This is a genomic window from Paraburkholderia megapolitana (assembly GCF_007556815.1).
In the GTDB taxonomy this organism is placed as follows: domain Bacteria; phylum Pseudomonadota; class Gammaproteobacteria; order Burkholderiales; family Burkholderiaceae; genus Paraburkholderia; species Paraburkholderia megapolitana.
Window position 1 is genome coordinate 1,590,821 of record NZ_CP041743.1, and the last position, 24,536, is coordinate 1,615,356.

Below are 24,536 nucleotides of genomic sequence, written 5' to 3' on the forward strand. Positions count from 1 at the left end.
TCGCGGCGTTTGTTAAATGCTGCGTACCGTACGCCTCACTTCGCGGCGCGAGAGACCTGGCTCGCGGACCTCAACTGTCGAGAACAAGGCCATTGCGGCCGGCAGCGGCAAGCTGCGGGCGCAAGGGCGACGGTTGAGCATCGTCCGCGGCTGCGATCCACAACGGCAGCGCGTCGAGCAGCACGGACTGACCGTATGGCGTGAGCGTGAGGCGTCTGCGTCGACGCTCGCCTTGCCCTACATGCGCCGCGACCAGTGCCCTGCGCATCAGAATGCTCAGTTGTGCGGATACGTGTGCGGTTTCCATCTGCATCTCTTGCGCGAGTTCGCTGACTGTTGGCGGCTCGGCGCGATACAGCAGCGCGAGCAGGCAGAATTGCGCGGCACTGATCTGTAGCGAACGCAGCGCGTCGTTACGCCTGCGCGCGATTTCGCGCATGCTGCGCTGGGCGAGCAGATAGTCGAGGCTCGACTGACTGGCATGAGCAAGCAACGCAGCTTTGTCTGCCGATAGGGCGCGTGTCATACGTGGGATTCCATTTCGAGTGCATCGTGCCGAACGCAATCGGCGCATCGTCACACGGTAGTCAAGATGGACCGACGGATAAAGAGGCTGAACGCGAAAAGAGTGCTTCCCGAATGCGAACAATCCGCCGCGCTGTGTGGCATCGCGGAGGGTTGTGCTTCGAGGTCGTTCGGAGGGGAATAGAAAAACTACCTGAACGGGCAGCCGTGCCGATTTTTTTGTTCTGGCGCTGCCCTATATGAACCGCACGGTTCGCATCAATTCGTCCGTCGCGGCGTCCCCGTGTTCACGGACATATCGAACTGCGCCTCGGCTTCGGCCAGTTCATCGAGTGCCTGCTCGAGTTGCAGCACTGCGAGCGAATGCTCGATCTCCCTGCTTTCCGGTGCCGGTTCGCCGCGAACGATGCGAAACGCCATGTCGACCTTTCTCGACGCGCGGACGAATCGCTCCGCAGCGCTGGCTTCAAGTGAGCGTGCAGTGACCGACATGACTGAACCTCCAATGCTCGAATACTGAAGAGTGTCGATGACAGCGGCGGGAACTCGTGTCTGCCTGCACTCTCGCTGGGACGCACCCGTATGCCTGCAAATCGCGAGCATACATCGGGTTGGGCGTCGTATTTCGGTAGCTTGCCAGGAACTTGGCGGAACCGCCAGGAGTATGTTGCGAATTCTCACACGGCACTGTTAACTTTAATGCCGTTGTGTTAACTTTATCCGCCTTCGCGAAATCGTCACGTTAACCGTGCACGCATGCTGAGGCGAACGCAGGAACCAAGACCTAAAACGTTTCCTTGAACGGCCGCAAATCGACTTCCTGCGTCCATGCAGAAGGATGCTGACGATGCAGGGTCCAGTACATGTCGGCGATGGCATCGATGTTCAGCAGACCATTCTCGCCGCGCTCCGCGATCACACCGGGACGTGCCTGCCTGAGCCGCTCGCCGTCGATGCCGCCGTCCACCACGACATGCGCCACATGCAGTCCCTGCGGACCGAACTCGCGCGCCATGCTTTGCGCGATCATGCGCACGCCTGCTTTCGACGATGCAAAGTGCGCGAAGCCCGGTTTGCCGCGCAGGCTTGCTGACGCACCGGTGAAGATCAACGTGCCGCCGCCCGACGGCGCGATACGCCGCGCCACTTCGCGTCCAACCAGAAACGCACCGAGCGGTCCGACGCGCCAGAAGCTTTCGAAATCGGCGGCGCTGAGTTCGGTGAACGGGACGTATCGGTTGTTGCCGGCGTTGTAGACGACGAGATCGGGCGGCGCGATGTCATCGCGTGGCGTCATCGCCTTGTCGAACAGCGCGAGCACGTCCGCTTCCTGGGTCGTGTCGGCAACGACGGCTTCCGCGGTGCCGCCCGCGTCAACGATCGCTTCAACCACCTGCGTCAGTTTCGCGAGCGTTCGACCTGCGACATACACGTGATATCCCTCGCGCGCGATGCGCTTGCACAGCGCTGCACCCAGGCCCACTTCCGCACCCACACCAACGACGATTGCACTCGATCGACTCATGTTCAATGCTCCACGCATGCGAGCGGGCTACCTGCTGGCCTGCGCTGTGAGGCGCTAGTCAGCATTGCAGCGGTATATCCAGGGGAGCCGGTGCGGCGGCTCGCGCAGCGTTCACTGCGCAAACCACCGCACCGGTTATGTCACAGAAGGTCTAGCGATGCTGGCTGACGAACTTGGTAACCAGATACGCTTCCATGGCTTCGGTACCGCCTTCCGAGCCGTAGCCCGAATCCTTGACGCCGCCGAACGGCGTTTCGGCGAGGCCGAGACCGTGGTGGTTGACCGAGATCATGCCGCTTTCGATGTCTTCCGAAAGCGCGGCCGCCGTCGACGTCGAACGGGTGTACGCGTAAGCAGCAAGCCCATACGGCAGACGGTTGGCTTCGGCGATCACTTCATCGTAGCTGCTGAAACGATTGACCGGCGCAACCGGGCCGAACGGTTCTTCGGTCAGGATGCGGGCTGAGAGCGGCGTGTCGACGAGTACGGTCGGCTGGAAGAAATAGCCTTCGCGTCCAATCCGCTCACCGCCGGCGAGCACCTTCGCACCGTGTTCGCGTGCATCGGCGACGAGCCGTTCCATCGCTTCGACGCGGCGGACATTTGCGAGCGGCCCCATCTGTACGCCATCTTGCAGCCCGTTGCCGACCTTGATCGACTTGATCGTGGCGACGAAATGCTCGACGAACTGATCGTAGGCCGCGTCTTCGACGAGGAAGCGTGTCGGCGAAATGCACACCTGGCCCGCGTTTCTGATCTTGGCGGTGGCCAGCAATTTCGCTGCACGCGGAATGTCGGCGTCGGCAAACACGATAGCCGGCGCATGACCGCCCAGTTCCATCGTCGCGCGCTTCATGTGCAGGCCGGCCATTGCCGCGAGCTGCTTGCCCACAGCGGTCGAACCGGTGAACGAAATCTTGCGGATGACCGGATGCTCGATGAAGAACCGCGATACATCCGCCGGAACGCCGAACACGAGATTCAACACGCCGGCCGGCAGGCCTGCATCATGGAACGCGGCGACGAGCGCGGCGCAACTGGCCGGCGTTTCTTCCGGTCCCTTCAGAACGATCGAGCAACCCGCGGCCAATGCCGCCGATACTTTGCGCACTGCCTGGTTGAGCGGGAAGTTCCACGGCGTGAACGCAGCAACAGGGCCGACCGGTTCGCGCGTGACGACTTGTTGCACGGCGCCGCTGCGCGACGGGATGACGCGGCCATACGTGCGGCGTGCTTCTTCGGCAAACCAGTCGATCGTATCCGCGGCGGATAGCGTTTCGACCCGCGCTTCCGCGAGCGGCTTGCCCTGTTCCATCGTCATGATCGCGGCGACGGTTTCGAAGCGCGCACGCAGATTGTCGGCGGCGCGGCGCATCAGCTTGCTGCGCTCGTAAGCTGAAACTTTGCGCCATTCGGCGAAGCCGCGTTGCGCGGCCTGGGCAGCCTGTTCGAGTTCCGCTTCGCTGGCTAGCGCGAGGCGGCCGATCGCGACTTCGCTGGCCGGATTGATGACGTCGGTCTGCCGTGCGCCGGCATGCCAGGCGCCGTCGATATACAGCTGCGTGTCGGGATAAGAGGGTTGTGAGGTGCTCATCGGTGCTTCGCTCCTTGGATAGTTCGCTGCATGTTACCGCTGCTGCGTGAAAACGGCCTGGCTGCGGGTCGGGCGCCCGGCCCCCGGCGGACAGGGCCGGAAGAGCCGACAAGCCGCTATTTTCCTCCAAAAGCGGAAAGGCGGTTTGCCACGGCCGCAAGCGGCTGTAAGGAGCACCGAGCCTGCGATCAGTCTTTCGGCGCGTACTGCATCTCGCCGTTGCCAAACGACCAGTCTTCGCGTTTCACGTCGACGAGGCTGATCCAGACGTCCGCTTTCCTCAGGCCGGTCTTCGCATGAATGCCGTCGGCGACCGCGCGATAAAACGCTTTCTTCACGTCGACGGTTCGCCCGGCGTTCCACGTAACCTGGATAAAGACGATTCCTGGCGTGTACGAAATGCCGAGATAGCCTTCGGCGGGATAGATCAATTCGTCCGCGGCGTGGCGGGTAACGATCTGGAAGCGGTCGTGCTGCGGCACGCTGGCGACCTGGATCATCGCTTCATAGACCGCGTCGCTGACGCCGCGCACGACTTCCGCCGAGGCGCTGCTGGAAAGATTGATGCGTACGAGTGGCATGGCGAACTCCTGCAAGATGTCGAAGCGGTAGCCAGCGGACGCGACGGTACGCTGCGTCTGATCTGCACTGGCAACCATTGAGCCATCAGATTAGACTTCAATCATGTAGTGCGGCAAGCGCATAATTATCATCAAGATAATGAGAGATAAGCATGATTGCAGAAGACCTCAGATCGTTCGTGACTGTCATCGACGAAGCATCGCTCACGCGTGCAGCCAATACGCTGTGTGTCACGCAGTCGGCGGTGTCGCGCCGCATCCAGCGGCTCGAGGAATCGCTGGGCGCGGAGCTGTTCGACAGAAACAGCAAGCCGCCGAAGGCGACTGCGCTTGCCCAGCGCATCTACGAATACGCAGTCCCGCTGCTGCGCGACCTCGATCGTTTGCTCGACATCCCTGCCGAGCATGCAGCGCCCGCAGGAACATTCCGTCTCGGCATGACGCAAGCAGTGGCCGATATCGTGCTGTTCGATGCGGTGATCGCACTGAAGTCCGCTTTCCCCGCGCTCGACGTCCGGCTGCATACCGACTGGAGCAGCGGCTTGCAGCAACAACTGGCGCCCGGCAGCCTCGATGCCGCGGTACTGCTGTTGCCGCATGGACGCCCGCCCGCTGCCGGCACGGCCGGGCGTCTGATCACGACGCTCGATGTGGTGGTGGTGCAAAGCCGCAAGAAGCCGCTCGTCAAGGGGCGCACTGCGATCCGCTCGCTTGCCGCGCATACGTGGGTGCTGAATCCACACGGATGTGGCTATCGCGCGGCACTCGAACGCGCCATGGACGATGCGGGGCACAGCCTGCGCGTCGGCGTCGATACGCACGGCACCGACATGCAGTTGCGTCTGGTCGCCGCAGGGCTGGGCCTGGGGCTCGTGCCACGCAGTGTCCTGCAGCGCAGTAGCCCGTATCGGGATCTTGTGGTGGTCAACGTCAATGATTTCGCGCTGCAGCTCGATGTGTGGCTCGTGCATCCGCAGCAACTGGGCAATCTTCGGCGTGCGGTGGACCTGCTCGCCGATGTCGCAACGGAAACCCTCCGCAAGCATGACGCGGTGAAGAGAAAGCGGCCAGGCGTCTAATGCCGGCTGCGTCTGGCCAGAAGACAAGCCGCCACGATTTCTACGATAATGCGCGCAGCCGCCGCAGAAGCGGCTCAGTTCGAATCGTTCGGACCGTTCGAACCATTAGGACCCTTACCACCACGCTGTTCTGTACCGGAGATTGCACTTTCCGTCGCAGATCTATCAGGAGGATTCATGGAGCCCACCGATCAGGCCGGCCGTTCATGGCTATGGCTCATCTTGCTCATCCCGTACATCGCGCTGTTGTGGCTGCCGTTCTATAACGACGCGCGTCCTTCGTTTGCGGGCTTTCCGTTCTTCTACTGGTATCAGTTCCTCTGGGTGCCGTTGACGTCGCTCCTGATCTACGTCGTCTACCGGAGGATCAAATGAGCGATCTGAATCCCATCAATCCGGTGGCGATGAGCGTTTTCATCGCGTTCTTCCTGCTGGTCACCGTGGTCGGCTTCTTCGCCGCGCGCTGGAAACGCGGCGACCTGACGCAATTGCACGAATGGGGGCTCGGCGGACGACAGTTCGGCACCGTCATCTCGTGGTTTCTCGTCGGTGGCGATTTCTATACGGCGTACACCGTGATTGCCGTGCCGGCACTCGTGTATTCGGTGGGCGCTTATGGTTTCTTCGCGCTGCCGTACACGATCATCGTGTACCCGTTCGTGTTTGCCGTGATGCCGAGACTGTGGAAGATCTCGAAGGCGAAGGATCACATCACCGCGGCCGACTACGTGCAGGGCGAATACGGCGGCAAGTGGTTCCCCGCCGCCGTTGCACTGACCGGCATCATCGCAACGATGCCGTACATCGCGCTGCAGCTGGTGGGCATGCAGGTCGTGATCAAGGGGCTTGGCGTGACCGGTGAACTGCCGCTGATCGTCGCCTTCGTGATCCTCGCGCTCTACACGTACACGAGCGGCCTGCGCGCGCCGGCGATGATCGCGTTCGTCAAGGACATCATGATCTATATCGTCGTGATCGCGGCGATCTGGCTGATTCCGGTGAAGCTCGGTGGTTATGGTCATGTGTTCGATGCCGCCGACCAGTACTTCCAGGCGAAGGGCGGTGCGACCGGCATCCTGCTCAAGCCGACGCAGTTCACGGCGTATGCGTCGCTGGCGCTCGGTTCAGCGCTCGCAGCGTTCATGTATCCGCATACGATGACAGCGGTGTTGTCGTCATCATCCGCGGCGACGGTGCGCAAGAACGCGATCTTCCTGCCGGCCTATACGCTGCTGCTTGGTCTCATTGCGTTGCTCGGCTATATGGCGATTGCAGCGGGCGTGCACGTGAAGTCGGCCTCGGATGTCGTGCCGGCGCTGTTCACTACGCTGTTTCCGTCGTGGTTCGTCGGCTTCGCGGCGGCGGCGATTGCCATCAGCGCGCTGGTGCCCGCGGCGATCATGTCGATCGGCGCGGCTAATCTGTTCACGCGTAACCTGTGGCGCCCGCTCGTGTCGCCAAATATGACGTCGCAGGCGGAAGCGTCGACGGCGAAGATCGTTTCGCTCGCGGTGAAGTTCGGTGCGCTGGTGTTTATCGTCGTGCTGCCGACGCAGTATGCGATCGACCTGCAGTTGCTGGGCGGTGTGTGGATCCTGCAGATCTTCCCGGCGATCGTGTTCTCGCTGTACACGCGGCGGCTGAATACGCCGGGGCTGTTCCTCGGCTGGCTGGTGGGAATTGTGACCGGCACGGGGCTCGCGATCGTGCAGGGGCTCAAGCCGGTGTTCGCGCTGCATGTGGGCGGAGCCACTTACCCGCTGTATATCGGGTTGATCGCGCTCGTGCTGAATATCGTTGTGACGTTTGTGGTGTCGATGGTGACGCCGAAGCGGTCTAGCGTATAGCGAGTGGTTGTTGCTGCAGTTACAAAGAAACCTGGAGCGGTTCATCTGGGGGGTATCCCCTGTAGAGGTGTCCAGAATCATTGGACCGCTCCAGCAGCAGTACCTTTTCAACCCCCCGCATCCGGACAACGTCTCTTTGAAATGGATTAGCCGCCCGATTTCTTCTGCGACGGATGATTGGCAAACAGCTCGACGACCCAGTCCACGAACACACGTAATTTATTACTCAGGTGCCGGTTCGGTGGATACACGACCGACACAGGCATTGGCGGAAGATGCCATTGTTCGAGGCAAGGCTCCAGTTCACCGGATGCGATCAGTGGTGCAGTCATGAATGTGCCGCCACTGATAATTCCGAGTCCCGCTCTGGCGAGATCGGTACAGGTTGACACGTCGTTGCAAAGGACAGTTTTCTTGCCTTGAATGTCGACCGTATCGTCGCCGTAACTGGCGACGATTGGAAATGGTCTTGCCGTGCTCGCTGAAATCATGCGAATCACCGTATGGTGAAGATCGATCTCGCGCGGGTGCTTCGGCTTACCGTATTTCTTCCAGTATTCCGGCGATGCGCATAGCCCGAAATGGCTGAAGCCGACTCGTCGGGCCACCAGTGATTGATCGGTCAATTTCCCGATACGGATTGCGCAGTCCACGTTGTCTCCAAACAGGTCGACTGGATTATCACTGGCACCAATCTCCAGATCGATGTCTGGATATTTTTCGAGAAAATCCGGGAGAGCTGGAACGACAACCGAATGGGCAAGCGGGCGCGGAAGATCGATGCGCAGCCTGCCTTTCGGATTGGACCTGGCGCCGATCATGGCATTCTCCAGTTCCTCCAGTTCAGTCAGCAAGCGTACGGCTCGATCGTAATAGGCCGCGCCATCGGGCGTGACAGTGACGCGCCTGGTTGTGCGATTGAGCAGCTTCGTTGCCAGATCGTCTTCCAGCAACTGAACCAGTCGCGTCACAGTCGGCTTTTGAACGTTGAGGGTTTCGGCGGCCTTGGTGAAGTTTCCCGATTCCACCACACGTACAAATGCGCGCATCGCGTCGAACTTATCCATGTATCCCTTTGCTCAATGGTTGGGCGCCGTCGTTCACCAGGATACTGCCATACAAAATCAGAATAAAGACGGGCGAATCGCGCGGGCGTATGACCGGAGCCTGAGCTGTCCGGCATGATCAGCCTGTCTGATGTGAATAACTATCGATTCGAGGGGAATTCGACAACAATCTGTTAATAGATTCCGAGTTTCTCGTGATGACCCAGGTCCCTAGACTGTTTTCAACGACGGAGAAGATGTTCCGACGTCCACAGTTCATCAAGACCACGAGGGTCACACTATGCAAACCACGTTTGAAGTTCCGGGCAACAAGACGACGCGGCCGGCGAGTTCGCGGAGCAGGTTGTCCCGCGCCGTGACCATTGGAACGATCGCCGGCGTCGCGGCCGGTTTCATCGTTCTCGTTCCGGTTTTAATCCTGCAGCTGGCGCGTGGCGTCGGCGTCGTTCCCGAGATGCAGCTGGCGGCCAGCAGCGTGATGGGCATGTCCGCCTATGACGGCATTGCTGGATTGATCGTGGGAATCCTGCTGCACTTCTTCGTATCGATCCTCCCGGCGCTCGCGTACGGGCTCATTGCGTGGCGTCTGCCAGCGGTGAACCGCTGGGCATGGATCGGCGGTCCTGTGCTCGGCATTGCCGTGTTCTTCTTCATGGGCCTTGTCGTGTTGCCGCTCAGCGCTTTCACCACGCCCGCATCGGTAACGGCGATGCCCTATCTGCCTGCGCTCCTGATCCACATGTTCGGCCTCGGCCTGCCAATCGCACTGTTGATTCAGCGCGGATGGGCCAAATCGGATGATATCCGCCGCTGATTGCGAGCACGCGGGTAAATCAGCACCGAAATGTATTCCCGATACCGCTAGACACCATTGCACTGGCATCAACTACCGTCCGCGCTGAACGCCGAACGAAAATCTTTTCTACGCAAAAAGGAAACACACAATGATCGTCATTACTGGAGCAAATGGAAACCTCGGTCAACTGGTTGTCAAGAATCTACTGCAGGTGATCCCTGCAAATCAGATCGTTGCGGCAGTTCGCAATCCGGAAAAATCCGACAACTTGCGCGCCCTGGGCGTCGAGGTGCGCGAGGCTGACTATGATCGACCGGAAACGCTAGTCGAGGCTTTTAAAGGCGCTGAGAAGCTGCTGCTTATCTCGGCGGTCGTACCGGGCGAACGACTCAGGCAACACCAGGCCGTGATCGATGCCGCGAAGCAAGCCGGTGTGAAATTTATTGCCTACACGAGCATGTTGCGCGCCGACACCTCCAGCCTGAATCTCGCGGGTGAGCATCAGGCAACCGAAGCGTATCTGAAGAGCGCCGGCATCGACTACGTGCTGCTGCGCAACGGCTGGTACCTGGAAAATTCCACGGCGGTCATCGCTGCGGCGCTTGCCCAGGGCACGATTATCGGCAGTGCGGGACAAGGGCGATTTGCCTCGGCTACGCGTGCCGATTACGCAGGTGCGGCTGTGACGGTGCTTACCCAGCCAGGCCATGCAAACAAGACCTATGAACTTGCGGGAAACCACGCCTTCTCGATGGTTGAATTTGCTGAGGAACTCTCAAGGCAGGCTGGCCGGCCCATCGTCTATAAGAATCTGCCGCCCGCCGAGTACGAGGCTACGTTGCTTGGCTTGGGGTTACCCAGGATGATTGTCGATGTCATCGTCGACGCGGATATAAAGTCTTCGAACGGGGAGCTGGATAGTTCCTCGCGAGATCTGTCCCAGCTTCTTGGCAGAAGCACAACGCCTTTTTCCGAAGCGATCAGGGTCGCACTGCAATCGTGATCTGACAGCCTGATTGCTCGATAGAGCACGCTATCGACATCCGGCACATTGAATCGACCTGGTGGAGCGCTAACCGCGTTCGCGTCGCGCGGAAACGAGCAACATCATCGGACGTTCGCGCTCTTCCGCAAGCGCGGGATGCGCGGCGATCTGCGCGGCGGTGGGCCCCCATTCGTCGACACGCGCAATCGCGAAGCCGGTATCGATCAGCAGATTCAGCAGCGTCCCGATCGTGCGGTGCTGCTTGATCACGCTGTCGGTCAGCCAGTGCGTAACACGCCGGCCTTCCATCTGATAGCTGTCGACTGGCCAGGTCTTGTGTCCGTGCGCGTCGACAATCCAGCCGGGGCGCTGCGACGCCATGTAAATCGGATGCTCCACCGAGAACACCAGACGACCGTCGGGCAACAACGCACGATGAATCGAGCGAAACAAACCGGCCAGATTCTCGACGTAGTGCAACGCAAGCGAGCTATACGCAAGCGCGAATGTCGCTTCGGGAAGTTCGAGCGTTTCGAGGTCGGCGTGCTCGTAGCGAATCGCGGGATCGGTGGTCATCTCCGCGGCGCGCGCGAGCATCTTTTGCGAAACGTCGAGCCCGAGGGCGGTGCGCGCACCGTGTTCGCGCGCCCAGCGGCAGAACCATCCGTAACCGCAACCGAGATCCACCACATCGCGATCGCCGAGATCCGGCAGCATCGCCTGAAGCGCGGGCCATTCCGGTGCCGCGTTCAACCCGCCGACCGAACGCTCGAGATGGCTATGGCTTTCGAAGAATGCCGGGTGGTCGTAGATATTCTGGGTCATGTCGATGCGTGTCCGGGTTGCTTGCGCAAGATGTGCCGAAAGCATACCAGTGGCTCGGATTCGGTGAAGTCGCGCTATTATTCATCACGCGACATGTTTTCACCATTCCATGAACCAGACTCATATCCCGTTATCGCGTCCCGCAACTGCGCCAGGAGCCCACCGTGCTTGAAATCCGCCATTTGCGCTCACTGATCGCGATCGCCGATTCGGGCAAGCTCGTCGCAGCCGCCGAGCGCGTCCATCTAAGCCAGTCCGCGCTGTCCCATCAGATCAGGGACATGGAAAGCCACTACGACGTGTCGCTGTTCGAGCGCACCAAGCAGGGCCTGCGCTTCACCGCTGCCGGCGAGCGGCTGCTCGTGCTCGCACGCGAGACGCTCGCGGCGGTGAGCGCAGCAGAGCGCGATCTCGCGCGACTCAAGGGCGATGCCCAGGGCGAGCTGCGCATCGTGCTCGAATGCCATACGTGTTTCGACTGGTTGATGCCGGTGATGGACGAATTCCGGCGTCGCTGGCCGGAGGTGGAAGTCGATCTCGTCGCGGGGTTTCATGCGGACCCGCTCAGGCTGCTGAGCGACGGCAAGGCCGATGTCGTGATCGGTTCGAAACCGCCCAGCAAACGCAACCTGCATGTGTCGCCGCTGTTCCGCTTCGAGATTCTGGTCGTGCTGGCGAACGAGCATCGTCTGAGAAGCAAGCGTCGTGTCGTGGCCGACGACCTGCGCGAAGAAACGCTGATCACCTACCCCGTGCCCGAAGTGCGCATCGATCTGATTCGCGAGGTGCTCGAGCCGGCGGGTATCCGGCTCGAACGACGCACGGCCGAGCTGACCATCGCGATCATGCAACTCGTGGCGAGTCGCCGCGGTATCGCCGCGCTGCCGAACTGGGGTGTGAAAAACTACGTCGATCACGACTACGTGCTGGCAAAGCGGGTCGGCCCGCACGGACTATGGAGCGAACTCTATGCGGTAGCCGGCAAGCCGCAGGCGGCGCGGCCTTACTTCCGGGACTTCGTGACGATCGTGCGCGACACGTGTGCGGCGCAGCTCGATGGGATCGAGCTGCTGGCCGGCGAAGCGTGAGCGCTACATCCGTGTATAGCGCTGACGTTACGGGCAGACAGATTCGCCGGCCTTCACGTTCGCTTCGCGCGCCACGCGGTTGGCCGCACCGAACGTCGTGAAGCTGAGCGCGGCCAGCACCCACACGCCGATTCCACCGTACAGCATCACCGCGCCGAAGCCATGTACGAGTGCGGCATGCACGACGGTACCCGACGCATCCGCAGTGGCAAATTCGGGAGCCACTTGCGCGAGCCCCGCGAAATTGCCGGCCGCGATCTTTTCCGACAGCAGGCGCAACTGCGCCGCATCGGAGACGCCAGGCAACGCGCGCTGCAGATGCGACAGGATGCCTTCCACCAGGATGAACCCCATCAGCGCGATATTGATGGCGAGCGTAATCAACCGGGCGCTCATGTCGATGCCGGATGCCATCCCTGCACGGGCGGTCGGCACCGAGCCGGTGGTGGTGTTGGTCACCGGCGTGTTGGTGAGCCCGAGTCCCGTGCCAGCGATCAATGCGCCCGGCAGCATCGTCAGCCAGCTTGCATGAGCGACACTGCTGCCGTAGCGCATCAGGATGAAGCCGAGACCGATCGTGAAGAGTCCGGCAGGAATCACGGCGCCTGGCCGATAGCGCAATGCGAGCCGCTCGCCGAGCGGCGGAATGACGAGAGTAGGCAGCGTGTAGGCAAGTAGCGACAGCCCCGCGGTGACCGTGTCGTAGCCGAGACCGCTCTGGAAGTAGATCGGCAGATAGATCATGAACGGCCAGAAGCTGAAATTCATGCCGATCGAACCGAAGATCGCTCCCGAAAAATTGCGGATCCTGAACACCGAGAAATCGAACATCGGATGCGCATTCATGCGTTCGACGACGATGAAGGCCACGAAGCTGACCGCTGCCGCCGCCACGATGCATAGCGCCGTCGTGCTCGTAAAGCCCAGGTCCGGGCCCTGCGTGATGAAGTAGGTGAAACCGAACACGGCAAGCGACAGCGTGACGATGCCCGCGCTATCGAGGCGCTTCGCATGCGGATCGCTCGACTCTTCGACGCTGCTCAAAGCGAGTACCAGCGTCAGCAGGCCGAGCGGAACATGGACGAGGAACACCCAGTGCCAGTTCGACAGCGCGACGATCGCGCCGCCGATGATAGGACCGAAACCGAGGCCGACACCGAACACGATGCCCCAGATCGCGAACGCATTGCAGCGCTCCTTACCTTCCTGGAACTGGTGCGACAGCACGGCGATCAGGCAGATCAGCATTGCGCCGCCGCCCATGCCCTGCAAAAACCGGCTGACGATCAGCACCGACGCGCTTTGCGCGAGGCCGCAGATCAGCGACGTGACGCTGAAGCCGACCAGGCTGACTAGCAGTACGCGTTTGCGTCCATAACGGTCGGCGAGCGTGCCGACGGCCATCAGCACGGTCGTGCAGGCAATCGTGTAGGCGTTCATGATCCATTGCGCGTCCTTGAAATCGCTGTGCAGCACCTTCTCTAGCGTGGGCAGGATCACAGGAACACTGGAGATTTCCAGGCCGAACATCAGTGCCGCGAGGCAAACGGCGGCGAGCGCGATATGGTTTTTACCGGTGTGAGAGAGCGTCATAGGGCGTCTTTCGAAAGCTGCGATAGAAACCATTCTCGGCGCGCAGGCTTCATGATAGAAATGATTTAATTTTGTAGAATCCATTAACGTTCATCATCTATCGGCCGCCATGGACTTCGATCCCACCCTGTTGCGCGCTTTCGTCGCCGTCAAGGAAACCGGCGGCTTCACGCGCGCCGCCGAGCGGCTGCACCTCACGCAATCGGCGATCAGCCATCAGATCCGGCGCCTCGAAGAGCAGGTGGGCCGGCCGCTCCTGCATCGCACGACGCGCAGCATGACCTTGACCGAAGACGGTCAGGATTTTCTGCGCCACGCCCAGCAGATTCTCGATTCGCTCGATGCGTTGGCGAGGCGCTTCCAGTCTTCGCCGGTATGTGGAGTCGTGCGTTTTGGTGTGCCGGAGAATTTCATGGGCGACCGGTTGCCGTCGCTGCTATGTCAGTTCGCGCGCGTGTATCCCGAGGTCCGGCTCGATGTGAGCGTCAGCATGAACCTCGATCTGCGCGCGATGATCGAGGCTGACGAACTCGATCTAGCCGTCGTCATGACGGCACCGGGTAGCACGGCGGGAACGGTGTTGCGGCCCGCGCAGTTCGCATGGATTGCCGCCGATACATTCGATGTCCCGCAAGGCGCGTCACTGCCGCTCGCGTTCTTTCCCGCGCCGTGCATCAACCGGCGGGTCGGTGTGGACGCGCTGGATAGTACCCAGATCAAATGGCATGTCGTCTTCACGTCGCCGAGCCAGCAGGGTTTGCGTGCGGCGGTGTTGTCGGGGCTTGCGATTACCGTGCTGACCACCGACGACCTCGAACCGGGCATGCGGATCGTCGATGGGCAATATGGCTTGCCGTCGCTCTCCACCGCTGATTTCGTGCTGTTGTCCAACGGCAGTGACACGCCCGCGGTGCGCGAGTTCGGGCAGATGGTGCTCGATATGCCCGCACCGGCACCGGTGCCGACACAGGTACCTAAGCCTCCAGCCCAGACCAGAACTTACCGTCCGTTCGTGTAACTACGCTCGAACCTGAGCCGCACGGAAACTCTCTGTTTGCGCGTGTCACGACACGCTGCCGACGAACGCGGCAGAATGACCGCGTGCCGCCGGAATCACACGCTGCGAAAGCTCGCGCGTTTGCCCGGCCGGCATCGTTGCGACACGGCGCGACGTGTCGGTATCCCCGGAGACAATCGATGTCGAAATCGCTGATACGCCGCAGTGTCGTATGCGCTGCGCTTGTGGTCGCTGTCGTGGGCAATCCCTTCGTGATTCGCAGCGCCGCCGCTCAAATGCAAACCGCGCAAATCACGCAGCCCCCAGCGACCGCAGCCTCGCCCCAGCCCGGCCTCGTGCCGGCCGGTGACGACACCTTCCTGCTCACCATCTTTCTGCGGCACGACGAATCGAAGCCACTGCCGAAGATCAACGATGAGTTGCGCGCGCAAGGATATTTCAAAACCTTTCCGCCGCCCGGCATCGAGGTCGTGTCGTGGTACGTGATGATGGGCATCGGCCAGGTCGTCACGCTGCGTGTACCGGCGAGCCGGCTGCGCGAAGTCAACCGCGCCATCGAAACGACCGCATGGGGCGGCTATCGCACCGAGTTTTACCCAACCTACGACTACAAGGCAGTGGCGGAGAAAATGCGTGCAACCGACGGCAGATAATTTCCGCACTCGCGCCGCGCTAAAACAGAAAAGCCGGGTACCTACCCGGCTTTTCGTGCAACGCGATGTAGCGCTGTAACAGCTCAGTGAAACAGCTTCATCGCCTGAGTCAACGTATTGACGACACCCCACGCAAGCGGAATCAGCACATAGGCCCAGAAGACAAGCAGCAAGCCCTTGTTGGTCGGATGAACTGCGTTCTGATCGATCATGTCGGTCTCCCTCAATTGCCGGACGCGAGTTGCGCGTCGCTCATGTGATGTTTGTCGTCCACGCGTTTGACCAGCAGGTTGCAGACGAAGCCGACTACCAGCAACACCGCCATGATGTGAACTGTCATCGTGTACGCATCGGCTTTGGCGACGCCGTGCGCAACTTCATACGCACGGATGTAGTTCACCAGCACCGGACCTGCAACACCTGCCGCGGCCCATGCAGTGAGCAGCCGTCCATGAATGCCGCCGACGAACGCCGTGCCGAACATGTCCGCGAGATACGCGGGCACCGTGGCGAAGCCGCCGCCGTACATCGACAGGATCACGCAATAGGCGAGCACGAAGAGGGCGATGTTGCCCGATGCCGCAAAGGTCGGCACGAGGAAGTACAACACAGCGCCCAGCGCAAAGAAGATGAAGTAGGTGTTCTTGCGACCGACCCAGTCGGATGCCGAGGCCCACACGAAGCGACCGCCCATGTTGAACAGCGACAGCAGCCCCACGAAGCCGGCGGCCGCCGCGGCCGTGACGGTTTCCTTGAAGCTCTCCTGGATCATTACCGACGCCTGGCCGAGAATGCCGATGCCCGCGGTCACGTTCAGGAACAGCACGAGCCAGATCAGGTAGAACTGCGGTGTCTTGAGCGCTTCATCGATATGCACGTGGTTGCGCGTGATCATCTTGTTCGTCGCGGTGGACGGGGTCCAGCCGGCCGGTTTCCAGTCGGCGGGCGGCACGCGGATCGCGAGCGCGCCGATCGACATCGAGATGAAGTACGCGATGCCGAGCACGATGAAGGTTTCGGCGACGCCGATACTGGTCGCGCTCTTGAAGTGATTCATCAACGCCACCGATAGCGGCGCCGCAATCATCGCACCGCCGCCGAAGCCCATGATCGCCATGCCGGTCGCCATCCCGCGACGATCGGGGAACCAGCGTATCAGCGTCGACACTGGCGACACATAACCAAGCCCCAGCCCGATGCCGCCGAGCACACCGTAGCCGAGATACAGCAGCACGATCTGATGCAGCCAGACACCGAGCGCCGAAACGAGGAAGCCGCCGCCGAAGCAGCATGCCGCGGTAAACATCGTGCGACGCGGGCCAACGTGTTCGAGCCACTTGCCCGCAAATGCCGCCGATAACCCAAGGCAAACGATTGCGAGCGAGAAGATCCAGCCGAGTGTGGTGAGCGACCAGTCGTCGGGAGCGGACTGCGTGATGCCGATCACTTTCGTGAGCGGACCGTTGAATACCGAGAACGCGTAGGCCTGGCCGATACACAGATGCACGGCGAGCGCGGCGGGCGGCACCATCCAGCGTGAGAAGCCTGGACCGGCAACGGTGGCCTGCTTCGAAAAGAATGGCGGCGAACCGCTGGTGCGCGGTGGTTGAATCGTGCTGCTCATGTTGGGTCTCCGTTTGGGGTGCTGATGTTATCGGCTCTTGTCGCCATTCCCGAACGAATCGAGCGGGTTTTAAGCGCGGCCTTAATGTGATGTGGCGTCAAAGATAGGACTGGAAACAGTGGTTGGCAATATGAGACGTGAATGCATAAACGGCGGGCTTCGGTGACGGCTAGGCTTGCGTGCCCATTCGCTGTATCAGGGTTTCAACGAATGCATCGGTAGCGGGCGGCAGGGTCCGGCCGCGTTTCTTGACGAGCGCGACGGGACGCACGAAGCGCGGATCGTCGATAGGACGTGCAATGAGATCGGGTTCCGCGCGAATCTCGCGCGCCGAGCCGGGCAGGATCGTGACGCCGAGACCGCCGCGCACCATGGCGACGGCCGTCATCATGTAGGTGGGTTCGCAGGCTAACGTCGGCGGCGTTGTAGCGTCTGCCAGCGCGGCATCGACGACAGCGCGCACACTGGTGCCGCGCGCAGTCAGAACGAGCGGCGTGCGCAACAGGTCGGCGAGACCGATCGAGCGACGCTTCGCGAGCGGATGGCCTTTCGGACAGACTGCGACCAGGCGATCTTCGCCCGCATACAGCACGTCGAGCGATGGATCGGTCGTTTCGCCACCGGTCAGCCCGATGTCGACGTCTTCGTTGCGCACCAGTGCGTTGACGACGTCTGCGACCACGTCGCGAATCTGGAACGACACGTCGGGCAGTTTCTGGCGGAAAGCGCGGATCAGATCGGGCAGCAGGCTCGCGGCAAACGATGGCAGGCAGGCGATGCGCACCGTCCCCGAGGTACCGTCGCTCAACGAGCGCGCGTCGGCGAGCACGTGTTCCATGTCGTGCAGCGACTTCTGCAGGGTTGGCAGCAACTCGCGCCCGACCGGCGTCAGTGAGACATTGCGGCTGTTGCGGTCGAAGAGCCGCGTGCCGACCGTCTCTTCGAGCCGGCGGATCTGCACGGTCAGCGCGGGCTGCGACAGATGCAACTGGGTTGCAGCACGCGTGAAGCTGCCCGTCTGCGCCACGGCAACAAAGGCGCGGATATCGCGAAGACTCAAATCCATTACGAACCTTGATGGCTGCGATCAAATCATTTCAATTGTTCTATTGCTGTCCGGAAATTACGCTTCGTTGATCCAAAAAACAAGACCGGAGACAAGCACGTGCTGCCACTGCTGGGTTTGGCCACGATTGCCGTATTGCTGGCGGCAATCCTCTCGAAGCGGATGTCGCCGCTCGTCGCGTTGATCGTCGTGCCGATCGCGGCATCGCTGATCGGCGGTTTCGGGTTGCAGACAAGCAAGTTCGTGCTCGACGGGTTGCGCAGTCTTGCGCCGGTCGTTGGCATGTTCGTGTTCGCGATTCTTTATTTCGGCACGATCACCGATGCGGGCACGCTCGATCCGATCATCGACCGCATCCTGCGCGCGGTCGGCACGAAACCGACGCGCATCGTGATGGGTACGACGCTGCTCGCACTGCTGATCCACCTCGACGGATCGGGGGCCGTGTGCTTTCTCGTGACGATCCCCGCGATGCTGCCGCTCTACGATCGTCTGAACATGGACCGGCGGGTGCTCGCGGCGGCTGCATCGATGGCAGCGGGCATCAACTTCCTGCCGTGGACCGGACCGATGATCCGCGCCTCCGCTTCGCTCGGCTTACCGGTGTCGGCGCTCTTCAATCCGTTGATTCCCGTGCAAATCGTCGGCCTCGTCTTCGTGTTCAGCATGGCGTGGTGGCTCGGCCGCCGCGAAGAAAAACGCCTCGGGCTGATCTCGGCGTCCGGCACGATCGAACTACCGCGGCGCGAACTCACCGACGAGCAGCAGGCACTACGCCGGCCACGCAACTTCTGGTTCAACATCGTGCTGACGGTGATCGTGCTCGGCACGATGGTCGTGATGGGCGAGAAGATTCCGCCAGCTGTCATGTTCATGGTCGGTTTCTGCATCGCGTTGCTGGTCAACTATCCGGACGTGAACATGCAGCGGCAGCGCATCGATGCGCATGCACGCGCCGCGCTGATGATGGCCGGCATTCTGCTCGCGGCGGGTGTGTTCACGGGAGTGATGCAGGGCAGCGGCATGCTGAAGGCGATGGCCCAGGCCGCGGTTGGTCTCGTACCGCCAGGAATGGCTGGGCATATTCCGGTCGCGCTCGGCATTCTCTCGATGCCGCTCAGCATGCTGTTCGATCCCGATTCGTTCTACTTCGGCGTATTGCCGGTCATTGCCGAAGTGGCGGGCCAGCTCGGCGTACCGGCTGTGCACGTCGGGCAGGCCGCGTTGCTCGGACAGATGACGACCGGTTTTCCCGTCAGCCCGCTCACACCGGCGACGTTTCTCGTCGTCGGATTGACCGGGATCGAACTCGCGGACCATCAGAAGTTCACGTTCCCATTGCTGTTTGGCGCATCGATCGTGATGACGATTGCGTGCGTCGTATTCGGTATTTTTCCTCTGTGAGCGCCGGCACCGGCGAGACGACATGACATCGACGAGACGTACAGGTCCCGTTCGCCTCGGTACGGGCGCGGGTTACTCGGGCGACCGCATTGAACCGGCCGTCGAGCTGGCCGAACACGGCGCGCTCGACTATCTCGTGTTCGAATGCCTCGCCGAACGCACGATCGCGATCGCGCAACAGGCGCGCCGCGGCGACCCGTCGCTCGGCTACGACCCGCTGCTCGATGCGAGGATGCGTGCGGTACTACCGGTTGCAATGCGCAACCGCGTGCGGATTGTGTCGAACATGGGCGCGGCGAATCCGCTGGCTGCTGCGCGCCGGACTGCTGAACTCGCGCATTCGCTTGGGCTCTCGGGCCTGAAGATCGCCGCGGTAACGGGCGACGATGTACTCGATGCGGTGCGCCAGGGCGACTACCGCTTCGAGGAATCCGGCGAACGTGTTGCCGATTTCGACGCGCGCATCGTGTCGGCGAATGCATATCTTGGTGCTGCACCGATTGTCGATGCGCTCGCGGCTGGAGCCGACGTGGTGCTGACCGGGCGTGTTGCCGATCCATCGTTGTTCACCGCGCCGCTGATTCACGAATATGGCTGGGCAATGGACGACTGGAACACGCTGGGGCAGGCGACCGTGGTTGGCCATCTGCTCGAATGCGCGGGTCAGGTGACGGGCGGCTATTTTGCGGACCCTGGGTTCAAGGATGTGCCGGATCTCGCGCGTCTTGGGTTTCCGATCGGTGAGGTCGCCGCCGATGGCACCGTCGTCATTACGAAGGTGCCGCATGCGGGTGGCTGCGTGACCGAGGCGACCTGCAAGGAACAACTGCTGTATGAAGTGCACGATTGCAGTCGTTATCTGCAGCCGGATGTCGTGGCCGATTTCACGGGGGTACGTGTCGAGCAGTTGGCGAAAGACCGTGTGAGCGTAAGTGGTGGGCGCGGCACGCCGCGCACGGCGACGTTGAAGACGTCAGTTGCGTATGTAGACGGTTTTATCGGCGAAGGGCAAATGTCGTACGCAGGGCCGGGCGCTGTGGCGCGTGCGCGGCTTGCGCTCGAGATCGTGCGTGAGCGACTGCGGATCACTGGTGTAGCGGCGCAAGAACTGCGCTTCGATCTGATCGGCGTCGATGCGCTGCATGGCGAGACGCTTGGCGGGCGTGGTGGTGAGCCCTACGAGGTGCGCGTACGTGTGGCTGGGCGCACTGCTTCGCTTGCGGAGGCCGTACAGATCGGTAACGAAGTCGAAACGTTGTATACGAACGGACCGGCCGGCGGCGGCGGGGCGACGAAATCGGCGCGAGAAGTTATCGCGGTGCAATCGGTGCTGCTGCCGCGCGACTGCGTGCACGCATCGTTTGAACTCGTGGAGGTGTGACATGGAATTGCGCGAACTGGCTCACTCCAGAACCGGCGACAAGGGCGATACGCTCAATGTGTCGGTGATCTGCCACGATGCGCGCGACTACGATCATCTGTGCGCGCATGTCACTGCTGAACGCGTACAGGCGCATCTGCGCGATACCGTGCGTGGCACGGTGACGCGGTTTGAGATGCCGGGCATCGGCGCGTTGAATTTCGTGCTTGGGCACGCGTTAGGTGGAGGTGTCACGCGTTCGCTTGCGCTCGATGCGCACGGCAAATCGCTTAGCTCGGCTTTGTTGAGTCTTGAGGTGCCGGAGCGGGATCGGGTGGGTTGAAGCCAGATGCTGTTTCTGCGTAGTCGGATCGGTGCCGAACTGATGCTCGTTGTATGCCCGCGCGTAAGCTTTGCGCTGTTGTGGATAGGTTGTGAGCCTGGTGTGCCGCCAGTTGTACCAACCCGCAACAGCGCAACTTATAGTAACGTTTGAAAAAAGGACAGATAGGAGCAGCAATGGCACGCGATATTCAACTGGCGACGCCGGGAGAAATCCTTGCGCTCGATTGGCTTGAACCCATGGGCATCTCGCAGTACGCGCTCGCAAAGGCGATCGAAGTACCTGCGCGGCGTATCAACGAAATCGTGAAGGGCGAACGCTCTATCACGGCAGATACGGCCGTGCGGCTCGGCGCCTTCTTTGGCACCGATCCACAAAGCTGGATGAATCTGCAAACGCACTACGACACCGAGATTGCGAAAGAAAAAATCGGTGCTGAGAAGCTCGAAGAGATCAAGCGACACGCTGAGCCCGCATGATTCAGGAAGGACGGCAGATCCGGAACGGGGTTGAGAGATACAGCACACTTGAATCTGTTGATTCTTGAGGGAGCGCGATTTGAAATTCGTCTGTATCGCTGCCGCACTGTGCGTTCTGGGTGTATGGCTGTATGCCTTGGCGACGCTCGTATATCTTCCGGTCAGGATCTGGATCATGAGGCATCGGTCTCGGGACATCTGGTCCATCCTGTCGCGCCGGCGACTCCTGCTAACGACGATGTTGTATGTTGTTTCAGCGCCGCTCCTGATTGCAGCTGCTGGCGCCTATGCCATGCTCGACGGCGCAGCTAAAACCAGTGGTCCAGGTGCTGGTGGGGGTAGCAGCGACAGTGGCGTAGATCTCCTGTTATTGCTCGGCTGGATTTTTCTGGGTGTATATCTGGCGGCCGCGGTGGCTGCGTTGATCGCGCTGATCGTTCGCCGGCGGTTGGTTCGCGCATAAAGTAGACAGAGAGCAGAAGTTTCCTCAGCAGTTCAACTACGCTGCCGTGTCGCCAGCGCGATTCATAACGCCCGACTTATACTAGCCCGACGACCGAGTGCCTAATTCCCAGTAAGCAGGCAACCGCAACCCACAGTCTGACGGTTCGAATCCACTCGGTTCCCTGCATTTCAACGCGACGAAAGCACACATCCAGAAACGGGACGGAGCGATGACCGCCAAGTACGACTTCGATCTATTCACCCTGGGCGCAGGCTCCGGCGGCGTCGCCGGCTCGCGCCGCGCGGCGTCCTATGGTGCGCGAGTGGGTATCTGCGAGGACAGCCGTATCGGCGGTACTTGCGTCATCCGCGGTTGTGTGCCGAAGAAGCTGCTGGTCTATGGCTCCCATATCGCCGACGAGATCGACGATGCAAAAGGCTATGGCTGGACCATCCCTGAAGCCCACTTCGACTGGGCTCGCCTGATCGAAGCCAAGAACAAGGAAGTCGACCGGCTCAACGGCATCTACATCAAGATGCTGGAGGATGCCGGCGTCGAAATAGTCCACGGGCGCGGCAAACTGATCGACGCTCACACCGTTCAGGTCGGCGAACGCATCGTCACTGCAGAGCGCATTCTGATTGCAACGGGTAGTCGGCCGCACCTGCCGCCGACACCTGGCATCGAGCGCGCCATCACCTCGAACGAGGCACTCGAACTACCTGAATTGCCCAGGCGGATCGCTGTGGTGGGCAGCGGCTATATTGCCGTCGAGTTCGCGGGCATCTTCAACGCGCTGGGCGCGGAAGTAACGATGATCATCCGTGGCGATCTCCCGCTGAAGGGTTTCGACGAGGATGTTCGCACTCACGTGGTTGAAGAGATGACACGACGCGGCATCCGTTTCGTGTCGCAGTCGCGGGTGGAGCGAATCGAGAAGACGGCACACGGTCTTGAGGCGCATCTCCATCAGAGTGACGTAGTGATTCCCTGCGATCAGATCCTCTACGCCATTGGCCGCATTCCCAACACCGGCGACCTGGGTCTGAAAGGACTCGGTATCGAAACCGGGTTACTCGGTGCCGTCATCGTGGACGAATGGTCGCGCAGCAACGTTGCGAACATCTACGCCGTGGGCGACGTCACCGATCGTATCAGCCTGACACCGGTGGCGATCGCCGAAGCGCGCGCGTTGGCCGAAACCCTGTTCAACAACAATCCGACGACGTTCGATCGGGAAGGCATACCCACGGCCGTATTTTGCCAGCCACCTGTCGCTACGGTTGGCCTGACGGAAGCAGCCGCTCGCGCGCTGGGTCGCCCCGTCGACATCTACCGAACCCGCTTCCGTCCAATGAAGCACACGCTGAGCGGGCGTCAGGAAAAGGTGCTCATGAAGCTGGTGGTCGATCGGGAGAGCGACCGGGTGCTCGGCTGTCATATGGTCGGCGCCGATTCAGCCGAGATCATGCAAGGCATCGCTATCGCGCTGAAATGCGGCGCGACCAAGAAGCAGTTCGATCAAACCGTCGGCATTCATCCGAGCTCGGCGGAAGAATTCGTGACCATGCGGGACAAGGTGGCCGACCTGTAGACGCTCCCTGGCTAGTCGCCGTCGCTGCTTTCGGCAAGCTGCGGGTTGGCCGCGGCGTAGGCGGCAGCTTCGTCTAGCAGCCATTCGCGAAAGCTCTCCAGCGGCTTGCCGTGGCTCAGCTCGGTTGGATAGACGAGGTAATACGCCGCTTCGGCGATGGCCGGCGCATTGAACGCTATGACGAGCCCGAGCTGCTCGAGCTGCGTATCCACGAAGAAGCGCGGCACCAGCGCAATACCGAGGCCAGCCGCCGCCGCACTGATCAGCATCGTGTGCAATTCGTAGCGCACGCCCTGCATGGTGCGGTTGTCTTCGATGCCGAGATTCGCGAACCACGTCGCCCAGCCATCGGGCCGCGTGGTCGAGTGCAGCAGCGGATAGGCGAGCAGATCGGCGGGTGTTTTCACGCGACGCTTCAGCAGGCTGGCCGCGCATATCGGCACGACTTCCTCGCGAAACAGAAAGTCGGACGACGTGCCGGGCCACGTCGGTTTGCCATAGTGAATCGCAGCTTCGAAATGCGTGTCGGTGAAGGCGAACGTATCGGTGCGCACACCCATGTTCACGCGCACGTCCGGATAACGCGCATTGAAATCGGCGAAACGCGGGATCAGCCATTGCGAGGCGAACGTAGGCAGCACTGCCAGCTCCAGATAACCGCCGCCGCTACCGTGCGCAATGATCGACAGCGTGTCGCGGTCGAGACTTTCGAGCGCGCGGCGCACCTGCACGCCATACACCTTGCCCGCCTTCGTCAGCACGACACGCTGTTTCACCCGCACGAAAAGCCGCACACCGAGATTGCTCTCCAGCGTATTGATCTGCCGCGATACGGCGCTCTCGGTCAGAAACAGCTCGCGTGCCGCCAGCGTGAAGCTCTGATGTCGCGCCGCTGCTTCGAACGCTAGCAGCGCGCCCATGTTGGGGATCTTGAATTTGCGCATGTTGATTCCAAAAACGCATCAAGTCTGGATTTTATCTCGCTTTACGGCGTTGCCGTGGCTTTGAATAATCGAGGCCGAACGATGCCGGATGAGTTGCCCTC

Annotated in this window: 26 protein-coding genes; 14 read left to right on the top strand and 12 right to left on the bottom strand. The window is 61.2% G+C overall.

Annotated elements, in window-relative coordinates:
• Positions 1-70: 70 nt before the first annotated feature.
• From FNZ07_RS06720 to FNZ07_RS06740, 5 genes are all read right to left on the bottom strand, one after another.
• On the bottom strand, positions 71-526 hold the full coding sequence (locus tag FNZ07_RS06720) for a MarR family transcriptional regulator (protein WP_091012771.1): 456 nt from the start codon (positions 524-526) through the stop codon (positions 71-73).
• A gap of 257 nt (positions 527-783) precedes the next feature.
• Positions 784-1,017 carry a hypothetical protein gene (locus FNZ07_RS06725; RefSeq protein WP_091012772.1) on the bottom strand — a complete coding sequence of 78 codons (234 nt, stop codon included), beginning with the start codon at positions 1,015-1,017 and terminating at the stop codon, positions 784-786.
• A 292-nt stretch (positions 1,018-1,309) separates the two neighbouring features.
• The gene (locus FNZ07_RS06730; protein ID WP_091012773.1) at positions 1,310-2,050 is read right to left on the bottom strand and encodes an SDR family NAD(P)-dependent oxidoreductase; all 741 of its coding nucleotides are present in this window, start codon (positions 2,048-2,050) and stop codon (positions 1,310-1,312) included.
• A 151-nt stretch (positions 2,051-2,201) separates the two neighbouring features.
• Positions 2,202-3,644, bottom strand: coding sequence for an NAD-dependent succinate-semialdehyde dehydrogenase (locus FNZ07_RS06735; protein WP_091012774.1), 1,443 nt, complete (start codon positions 3,642-3,644; stop codon positions 2,202-2,204).
• 188 nt (positions 3,645-3,832) lie between these two features.
• The gene (locus tag FNZ07_RS06740; protein ID WP_091012913.1) at positions 3,833-4,225 is read right to left on the bottom strand and encodes a tautomerase family protein; all 393 of its coding nucleotides are present in this window, start codon (positions 4,223-4,225) and stop codon (positions 3,833-3,835) included.
• 152 nt (positions 4,226-4,377) lie between these two features.
• Between FNZ07_RS06740 and FNZ07_RS06745 the strand changes: the two genes are divergently transcribed.
• From FNZ07_RS06745 to mctP, 3 genes are all read left to right on the top strand, one after another.
• Complete coding sequence (locus tag FNZ07_RS06745; RefSeq protein WP_211367799.1) at positions 4,378-5,304, top strand: LysR family transcriptional regulator; 927 nt, start codon at positions 4,378-4,380, stop codon at positions 5,302-5,304.
• A 177-nt stretch (positions 5,305-5,481) separates the two neighbouring features.
• A complete protein-coding gene (locus FNZ07_RS06750) occupies positions 5,482-5,679 on the top strand; it encodes a DUF3311 domain-containing protein (protein WP_091012776.1) in 198 nt (65 codons plus the stop codon).
• Positions 5,676-7,151 carry a monocarboxylate uptake permease MctP gene (gene mctP, locus FNZ07_RS06755; RefSeq protein WP_144269460.1) on the top strand — a complete coding sequence of 492 codons (1,476 nt, stop codon included), beginning with the start codon at positions 5,676-5,678 and terminating at the stop codon, positions 7,149-7,151. The genes FNZ07_RS06750 and mctP overlap by 4 nt, the downstream gene beginning before the upstream one ends.
• 146 nt (positions 7,152-7,297) lie before the next feature.
• Here the strand turns inward: mctP and FNZ07_RS06760 are convergent, their stop codons facing one another.
• Positions 7,298-8,218, bottom strand: coding sequence for a LysR family transcriptional regulator (locus tag FNZ07_RS06760; RefSeq protein ID WP_091020647.1), 921 nt, complete (start codon positions 8,216-8,218; stop codon positions 7,298-7,300).
• Between the two features lie 280 nt (positions 8,219-8,498).
• On the opposite strand from FNZ07_RS06760, the gene FNZ07_RS06765 reads away from it, so the two are divergent.
• Both FNZ07_RS06765 and FNZ07_RS06770 read left to right on the top strand, forming a co-directional pair.
• Positions 8,499-9,032 carry a hypothetical protein gene (locus FNZ07_RS06765; RefSeq protein ID WP_245811762.1) on the top strand — a complete coding sequence of 178 codons (534 nt, stop codon included), beginning with the start codon at positions 8,499-8,501 and terminating at the stop codon, positions 9,030-9,032.
• Positions 9,033-9,162: 130 nt separating this feature from the next.
• A complete protein-coding gene (locus FNZ07_RS06770; RefSeq protein ID WP_091020645.1) occupies positions 9,163-10,017 on the top strand; it encodes an SDR family oxidoreductase in 855 nt (284 codons plus the stop codon).
• Between the two features lie 69 nt (positions 10,018-10,086).
• On the opposite strand, the gene FNZ07_RS06775 is transcribed toward FNZ07_RS06770, so the two are convergent.
• A complete protein-coding gene (locus FNZ07_RS06775) occupies positions 10,087-10,824 on the bottom strand; it encodes a class I SAM-dependent methyltransferase (protein ID WP_091020661.1) in 738 nt (245 codons plus the stop codon).
• A gap of 164 nt (positions 10,825-10,988) precedes the next feature.
• On the opposite strand from FNZ07_RS06775, the gene FNZ07_RS06780 reads away from it, so the two are divergent.
• Positions 10,989-11,912: a LysR family transcriptional regulator gene (locus FNZ07_RS06780; protein WP_091020643.1), complete on the top strand. Its 924-nt coding sequence runs from the start codon at positions 10,989-10,991 to the stop codon at positions 11,910-11,912.
• A 27-nt stretch (positions 11,913-11,939) separates the two neighbouring features.
• On the opposite strand, the gene FNZ07_RS06785 is transcribed toward FNZ07_RS06780, so the two are convergent.
• Positions 11,940-13,505, bottom strand: coding sequence for an MFS transporter (locus FNZ07_RS06785; RefSeq protein WP_091020641.1), 1,566 nt, complete (start codon positions 13,503-13,505; stop codon positions 11,940-11,942).
• A 109-nt stretch (positions 13,506-13,614) separates the two neighbouring features.
• On the opposite strand from FNZ07_RS06785, the gene FNZ07_RS06790 reads away from it, so the two are divergent.
• A complete protein-coding gene (locus FNZ07_RS06790; RefSeq protein ID WP_091020639.1) occupies positions 13,615-14,523 on the top strand; it encodes a LysR family transcriptional regulator in 909 nt (302 codons plus the stop codon).
• A gap of 179 nt (positions 14,524-14,702) precedes the next feature.
• Positions 14,703-15,176, top strand: a complete 474-nt coding sequence (locus FNZ07_RS06795) for a hypothetical protein (protein WP_170275677.1) — start codon at positions 14,703-14,705, stop codon at positions 15,174-15,176.
• 83 nt (positions 15,177-15,259) lie between these two features.
• Here the strand turns inward: FNZ07_RS06795 and FNZ07_RS06800 are convergent, their stop codons facing one another.
• From FNZ07_RS06800 to FNZ07_RS06810, 3 genes are all read right to left on the bottom strand, one after another.
• Entirely contained in the window at positions 15,260-15,388 is a 129-nt protein-coding gene (locus tag FNZ07_RS06800) for an MFS transporter small subunit (protein WP_091020637.1), read from the bottom strand.
• 11 nt (positions 15,389-15,399) lie between these two features.
• On the bottom strand, positions 15,400-16,800 hold the full coding sequence (locus tag FNZ07_RS06805; protein ID WP_091020634.1) for an L-lactate MFS transporter: 1,401 nt from the start codon (positions 16,798-16,800) through the stop codon (positions 15,400-15,402).
• Between the two features lie 169 nt (positions 16,801-16,969).
• Positions 16,970-17,866 carry a LysR family transcriptional regulator gene (locus FNZ07_RS06810; RefSeq protein ID WP_091020631.1) on the bottom strand — a complete coding sequence of 299 codons (897 nt, stop codon included), beginning with the start codon at positions 17,864-17,866 and terminating at the stop codon, positions 16,970-16,972.
• Positions 17,867-17,965: 99 nt separating this feature from the next.
• On the opposite strand from FNZ07_RS06810, the gene FNZ07_RS06815 reads away from it, so the two are divergent.
• The 6 genes from FNZ07_RS06815 (at position 17,966) to gor (ending at position 23,491) form a co-directional block, all read left to right on the top strand.
• Positions 17,966-19,270: a CitMHS family transporter gene (locus FNZ07_RS06815; RefSeq protein WP_091020629.1), complete on the top strand. Its 1,305-nt coding sequence runs from the start codon at positions 17,966-17,968 to the stop codon at positions 19,268-19,270.
• A gap of 22 nt (positions 19,271-19,292) precedes the next feature.
• Positions 19,293-20,651, top strand: a complete 1,359-nt coding sequence (locus FNZ07_RS06820) for an acyclic terpene utilization AtuA family protein (RefSeq protein ID WP_091020627.1) — start codon at positions 19,293-19,295, stop codon at positions 20,649-20,651.
• A gap of 1 nt (position 20,652) precedes the next feature.
• Positions 20,653-20,973, top strand: coding sequence for an AtuA-related protein (locus FNZ07_RS06825; RefSeq protein WP_091020625.1), 321 nt, complete (start codon positions 20,653-20,655; stop codon positions 20,971-20,973).
• Between the two features lie 176 nt (positions 20,974-21,149).
• A complete protein-coding gene (locus FNZ07_RS06830) occupies positions 21,150-21,452 on the top strand; it encodes a HigA family addiction module antitoxin (protein ID WP_091020622.1) in 303 nt (100 codons plus the stop codon).
• Positions 21,453-21,531: 79 nt separating this feature from the next.
• The gene (locus FNZ07_RS06835; RefSeq protein WP_091020620.1) at positions 21,532-21,915 is read left to right on the top strand and encodes a hypothetical protein; all 384 of its coding nucleotides are present in this window, start codon (positions 21,532-21,534) and stop codon (positions 21,913-21,915) included.
• A 211-nt stretch (positions 21,916-22,126) separates the two neighbouring features.
• Entirely contained in the window at positions 22,127-23,491 is a 1,365-nt protein-coding gene (gor, locus tag FNZ07_RS06840; protein WP_091020618.1) for a glutathione-disulfide reductase, read from the top strand.
• An 11-nt stretch (positions 23,492-23,502) separates the two neighbouring features.
• Here gor and FNZ07_RS06845 read toward each other — a convergent pair whose 3' ends face one another.
• Entirely contained in the window at positions 23,503-24,435 is a 933-nt protein-coding gene (locus FNZ07_RS06845) for a LysR substrate-binding domain-containing protein (protein ID WP_091020616.1), read from the bottom strand.
• Positions 24,436-24,536: the final 101 nt, after the last annotated feature.